Raw genomic sequence first — 6,382 nt, 5'->3', positions numbered from 1 at the left:
GACCGCCGACAACGGCACCAACACGGTGAGCAATGTCGACTCGTTCGCCTACACCGCGACCGACGACAACGGGAACACGGTCCACGGGACGATCAACGTCGACGTGATCGACGACGTCCCGACGGCGGCGGTCAGCACCGCAGGGTTCTCGATCAGCCATGACGAGACGCCTGGCCTCGACGGCGACGCGAACGACGTCGCAGGGCCGCTGAGCGTCTTCTCCGGCGTCTCCAATCCCGGCGATGATCCGGACGTGTCTGGCTCCGTGATCGGTTATGCGACCAGCACCGGTGCGATCTCCTCGACGGGAACGGTGTTTGGCGCGGATGGACCTGCGGCTTCGGACTCGGCGCTGTTCAGCCTAACGATCTCCGATCCGCTCGGCACGGACTCCGGCCTCAACACGACCGACGGCACGAACATCTTCCTGTTCGTCGAGAACGGCATCGTTGTCGGCCGCGTCGGAGCGACCGCCGGTGCGGCGGCGACGGGATCTGCGGCATTTGCAGTCTCCATCGACTCAGCGTCGGGCGAGGTCAGCATGGTCCAATACCTGTCGATCGAGCACACCGATACAACCACCGGCGACGAATCAGCTTCTATTGCCAACGGCGCGATCCTCGCCGTCGTCACTGCGACGGACGGCGACGGCGACGTGGACACGGCATCGACCGGCATCGGCAACCTGATCAGCTTCCAGGACGATGGCCCGACGATGGGCACAATCGACGACGGCGCCGCCAACAACGATCCTACGTCAGTCGTGACGACGGGATTGGTCGACTTCGCCGCAGGCTCGGACGGGATTGGCACGATCACGATTGCGCCCGACTTGACCGGCCTCAAGTCGGACGGCCAACCGCTGATCGGCGAGATGACCGACAGCAACACGTTCACCGCCTATATCGATGACGACGGCACCGAAGGCATCAGCGCGGGTGACACTGCCGTGTTCACGATCAGCGTCGATCCGTCGGCGGGCACGTACGAGTTCGACCTCCAGCATCCGCTGGACGGCGCGACGCAGGATGTCGTTCTCGGGTCCAGCACGTCCTACGGTGTCGGTCCAAGCGACAGCATCATCGTTTCGCAGACTGGGCTTCCGAACCTCGTGTTCGTGAAGGGGTATCACGCCAACGCGAACTTCGATTTCGCCAATTGGACCAGCGGCGGAACCGTCCCGAGCGACCAGCTCACCGTCGGCGGGGTAAACGGATCGACGGCCGGTTGGGGCACCGACAGCAACAACTTCGATGACACGACCTTCATGCGCTTCGATTTCGGCGTGCTGAACGACTACGACGGCGCCGGACCTTACTCCCCGCCGTCGGACGTGATGAACGAGGCGACGAAGGCGACTTTCGACCTGTTCAACTACTCCGGCGAGCACATCTACATGGTCGTACACTACACTGACAACACGGTTCAGTCGTACGACTTCCTCGCCTCAGGACAGCACTCGCCGGCGGTCGTCGGCGACGGTACAAGGACGATCGCCTGGGTGGACGTGTACAACCAGGATGGCGGCAGCGGCAAAGTCGACCTGGAGTCGATCACCATCATCAACGAGACCGTCGACATCGACATCCCGGTGTCGGTCACGATCACGGACGGTGACGGTGATCCCGCAACCGGATCGTTCACGATCAACGTAGCCGACGGTAACGAGCCGTCAGCGGTGGCGGCAAGCCAGTCGGCTGACTCCTCGTTTCAGACGATGTCGCTCGAAACCAGCAGCCTGATGGCCTCCAACGACAACGGCTCGCAGCACACGCAGGAGACGCAGCGTGTCGCCAACGGCGGGCAGAACGTGGTGCTGATGGGTGCGCTTGCGGCGGCCGGGCTCGAGGCAGGGCACGGCAGCCTGGACGCGCATTCGACCGGTGGCGCCGACAGCGGCCAATCGGTGACCGGCGACACGATCGAGGCCGCCGCCGTCAGCGGGCCCGCCGTCGAGGCAAGCTTCAGCGTTGAGGCCGCTCACGGCATCGACGCGATGCCGGTGGCGCAAACGGTTGAAACCGCGATGGGCACGCCGCGCTTCCACGGCATGGACGACCATGGCCGCGGCAGCGTTCACACGGACGCCCAGCAGGGCCCGGAAATGACCGAGCTGCTGCAGGGATCGGGCGCGCCGGCCCATGGCCAGGCAGCTGATTCCACGCCGGTCACCGCGGCTGCAGTGGCAATGCCGTCGGCGGAGCAGCTCATCGCGGCTTCGGGGGGCAGCGATGCCGGCGCGCAGGCGCAGGGCTCCGTGGCCGGCGAGTCGGCGCAGCACAATCAGGTGGTCGGCAAGGTCCTCGCCGATGCGCTGCACGGCGGCGAAGGGCACGGGCCGAACATCGATGCGATGCTGCACGCGATGCACGGCAATGCCCCGGCGCATGACGTAATCGAGGCCTTTGCAAGCCACAGCGGAAGCGCTGTTCCATTCGGGCACACGGGCTTCGGAATGGCTTTCGGCGGATCGCACGGCATGCTTGGAGTCGAGATGATGCACAGCGATGCGGCACCGCCCGCACATGGATGAGTGTATTGAGACGATAACCCCGGCCGCCGCGCGTAACGGTGGCGGCCGAGAACGACCAACAGGGGGAACTTATGTCGAAGAAGTCTTGGATGCTCACCATTCCGGGGGCCTTGATTCTCAGTGCCTCGCCGGCGTGGGGCGTCGATCTGCGTGAAGCGGTCCAGTCCGCTCTCGCCACCAACCCGCAAATCCGGCAGGCGGTATCAAACCGCGCCGCCACCCAGCAGGAGCTGGAGCAGGGGAAGGGGCTCTATTATCCGCGCATCTCGGTCGAAGGCTCGGCCGGTGTCCGCGAGCTCCGGAATCCGACACGGCGCCGCATCGGCATCGCCGACAAGACGCTGTGGCCGATCGAGGGCGACCTCATCGTCGACCAGTTGCTGTTCGACAGCGGCGGCCGGGCAGCCGAGGTCCGGCGCCAGGCGGCACGGTCCGATGCCGCGGCCGCGCGCGTCCAGGAGCGCTCGGAATTCGTCGCGCTTAACGTCTCGCGCACCTACATCGATTATCTGCTCCAGCAGCGGCTGGTCGCGATTGCGCAGGACAATGTGACCTTCCATGAGCGGCTCGCCGGCGACCTCCGCGAAGGAGTCGCCAAGGGCTCGATCAGCATCGCCGACCAGCAGCAGGCCGAAGAGCGGCTGCAGGCCGCGCGCGCCCGCGTGACCGAGGCCCGCGAGGACCTCGACACCGCGGCGATCACGTTCCAGACGCTGACCGGCGTCCCCATCGACACCGTGTCGATGCCGCCGGATCTGACGCAGTGCATGCCGGCAACGCTCCAGGAAGCGGAAGCGGCGGCCCGCGTGACCAACCCGCGGGTGCGAGAAGCGATGGCCGACCTCGCCACCTCGCGCGAGGAAATCCGCGCCGCCAGGGCCGAGCTCGGGCCGAAGTTCAGCCTCGAGGGCCGCGCCCGTGCAGGCCACGACATCGACGGCTTCGAAGGCCGGACGACCGACCTCCAGGCGCTCGGCGTGCTGCGCTGGACGCTGTACAACGGCGGCACCAAGGAGGCGAACGTCCGCGAGCAGCAGGAGCGCACGAACGAGGTTCATGCGCGCCTGTTCCAGCGGACCCGCGAGGCGGAAGAAGATGTCCGCAGCGCATGGAGCCGCCTGCAGAACCAGACGGCGCTTGCGAGCGAGCTCGAGGCGCAGGGCCGGATTTCCGACGACCTGCTGCTTTCCTATCGCGAGCAGTTCAACATCGGGCGGCGCTCGCTGCTCGACGTGCTCGACGCGCAGAACTCGCGCTACAACGTGCAGCAGCAGGCCGAGACCGCGCGTCTCGCCAAGCTCTACGCGCAATATCGCGTGCTCGCCGCCGAGAACCGGTTGATCGAGTGCCTCGGCGTTCAGGCGCCCGCGGCGGCGCAGCAGACGGAGATGGCGCGCTATCACGTAAATCCGATCCCGCCGGCGGACCTCCAGGAGAACAGCATCCCGTCGCCGGCTTTGGCGCCGACCGCGCCGCCGGTCGGGGGCGCTCCGCCGATTGGCGAACCGACGTCGCCGACGGGACGATAAGGAAGAAGAGGACGGGTTCGTGAGTTTCATGCATTGGCTTGATGTCGAGCCGTCGCGGGAAATCGATCCCGTCCTCGATTGCCTCTCGTTCCTGGCGCGCCGGGCGGACCGGCCATCCTCGCCCGTGCTGCTTCGGGCCGGCCTTGCCTTGTCGCCCGACGGGCGCCTGCCGTTCCACCAGGTCGAGCCCGCGCTCGAGCAGGTCGGCATGCGCGCCGACCCGGTCACGCGGCGCCTCAGGGGCTGGCCGTCGGGTAAATGCCCGGCGATCCTCGAGCTCGAGGAAGACCGCGCCGCGGTGCTGCTCGAGGTCCGCGACCGCGACGGGCTGATCTACGCGCCTGGGCTGGCCGAGCCGATGTGGGTCAAGCTCGCGGAAATGGAGCCGGCTTACACCGGCCGCGCGATCGTCGTGGAGACCGATCCGACCCGCGAACGCGAGAACGAGCGGCCGTGGGACGAAGCGACCCGCCGGCACTGGTTCTGGTCCGAGGTGTGGAAGGCGCGGCGGGAATTCTGGCCGGTGATCCTCGCCGCGCTGATCGTCAACCTGCTTGCCTTCGCGATGCCGCTGTTCACGATGAACGTCTATGACCGCGTGATCCCGAACAAGGCGGTTGCGACTTTGTGGGTGCTGGCGCTCGGCGTGCTGCTGGCGCTGACATTCGATTTCACGCTTCGGATCGCGCGCGCGCGGCTGATCGACGAGGTCGGCCGAGGCCTCGACGACAAGCTTTCGCAGAAGCTGTTCGAGAAACTGATGAACCTGCCGATGGCCGACCGCCAGGGCAGCACCGGCGCGCTCGCAAGACGCGTCTCGGACTATGAGATGGTGCGCGACTTCTTCGCGTCGACCACGGTCGTGCTCGCCGTCGACCTCACCTTCCTGTTCCTGTTCCTCGGCTTCATCACCTGGGTCGGCGGATGGATCGTGCTGGTGCCGCTCGCCGGCATTACCGTGATGCTGATCGCCGGCATCAGCCTGCAGCGGCAGATGGGCAAGGTCGTGCTGGATGCGCAGGCGGATTCGAGCCTCCAGCATTCCGTGCTGATCGAATCGATCGCGGGCGCCGAAACGCTCAAGGCGGCACGCGCGGAAGGACAGATGCTCGGCCGCTGGCGGCGCTATTCGGCGATGAGCGCGGCGACGAGCGAGCGGATGCGCAAGCTTTCCGCGGTCGCCGTGAACCTCGCCAGCATCTCGCAACAGTCGATCAGCGTCGGCCTGCTCGTCGGCGGCTTCTACCGCTTCCAGGCCGGCGAGATGTCGATGGGCGCGATCATCGCGATCATCATGATTTCGGGGCGGTCGCTCCAGCCGGTCGGCCAGCTCGCGTTCCTGATCACGCGCGGCAAGCAGGCGTTCGCGACGCTGACGTCGCTGCAGCGGATGATGGAGGCGCAGGACGAACGCCAGTCGGCGGCGCGCAGCATCGTGCCGGAGATCCGCGGCGGCCATATCGAGTTCCGCGACGTGTCGTTCCGCTACCCGAACGCATCGCGCGATTCGCTGTCCGGAGTGAATTTGAAGATCGAGCCGGGCGAACGGATCGGAATCATCGGCCGCGTCGCGTCGGGCAAGTCGACGCTCGGGCGGGTCCTGTGCGGCCTCTATGCGCCGGGGAGCGGCGAACTGCTGATCGACGGTCTAGACAGCCGCCAGTACCATCCGCACCAGCTGCGCGAGGCCTTCCGCTTCGTCAGCCAGGATGCCGACGTGTTCAGCGGCACGGTTCGCGACAACCTCATGCTCGGCGCCGCCCAGGCCGATGACCAGCAGCTGGTCGACGCGGTTTTGCGCTCGGGGGCGGACATTTTCCTGTCGCGCGATGCGGCCGGATTCGATTTGCCCGTGGGCGAGCGCGGAACCCGGCTCTCCGGCGGGCAGCGCTCGCTGCTGGTGCTGGCGCGCGCGCTCGTCAGCCCGTCGAAGCTGCTGTTCCTCGACGAGCCGACCGGCTCGATGGACACCCAGACCGAGCTCTATTTCGTCGAGCATCTGAAGACGGCGCTTGCGCCCGACCAGGCGCTGATGGTGGCGACGCACCGTCACAACATGCTGTCGATCCTCACCCGCCTCATCGTGATCGAGGGCGGGAAGATCATCGCCGACGGACCCAAGGACGAGGTGCTCAAGCATCTCTCGGCTGCGGCCGCGGCCCAACCGAAGCAGGCGCAGTCATGAGGCGAATCGCCCTGCGCCCGAAGCATGCGGCAGCCGCCGTGGTGCTGGCCGGTGCGGCAACCGCCGCGCTGATCCTTCTGCCTCTGCGCGAGCCGGCGACCGCGGCGGTCACGCTCAAGCTGCCGGACGCCAAGG

The 6,382-nt window shown here is 66.9% G+C and carries 3 protein-coding genes; all 3 read left to right on the top strand.

The window, feature by feature from the left end:
* Positions 1-2,533, top strand: a 2,533-nt coding sequence (locus GH737_RS15365; RefSeq protein WP_196233144.1) for a DUF5801 repeats-in-toxin domain-containing protein, incomplete at its 5' end; no start/stop codon positions are given.
* 71 nt (positions 2,534-2,604) lie between these two features.
* Entirely contained in the window at positions 2,605-4,062 is a 1,458-nt protein-coding gene (locus GH737_RS12145; protein ID WP_155265072.1) for a TolC family protein, read from the top strand.
* 28 nt (positions 4,063-4,090) lie between these two features.
* On the top strand, positions 4,091-6,247 hold the full coding sequence (locus GH737_RS12140; RefSeq protein ID WP_155265073.1) for a type I secretion system permease/ATPase: 2,157 nt from the start codon (positions 4,091-4,093) through the stop codon (positions 6,245-6,247).
* The last annotated feature ends 135 nt before the right edge of the window (positions 6,248-6,382 follow it).

This window comes from Sphingomonas segetis (assembly GCF_009720245.1).
GTDB lineage: Bacteria > Pseudomonadota > Alphaproteobacteria > Sphingomonadales > Sphingomonadaceae > Sphingomicrobium > Sphingomicrobium segetis.
This window is presented reverse-complemented; position numbering and strand designations above follow the sequence as displayed.

Coding starts and splice junctions, on each gene's coding strand:
- GH737_RS12145 (WP_155265072.1), top strand. CDS start 2,605: ATGTCGAAGAAGTCTTGGATGCTCACCATTCCGGGGGCCTTGATTCTC.
- GH737_RS12140 (WP_155265073.1), top strand. CDS start 4,091: ATGCATTGGCTTGATGTCGAGCCGTCGCGGGAAATCGATCCCGTCCTC.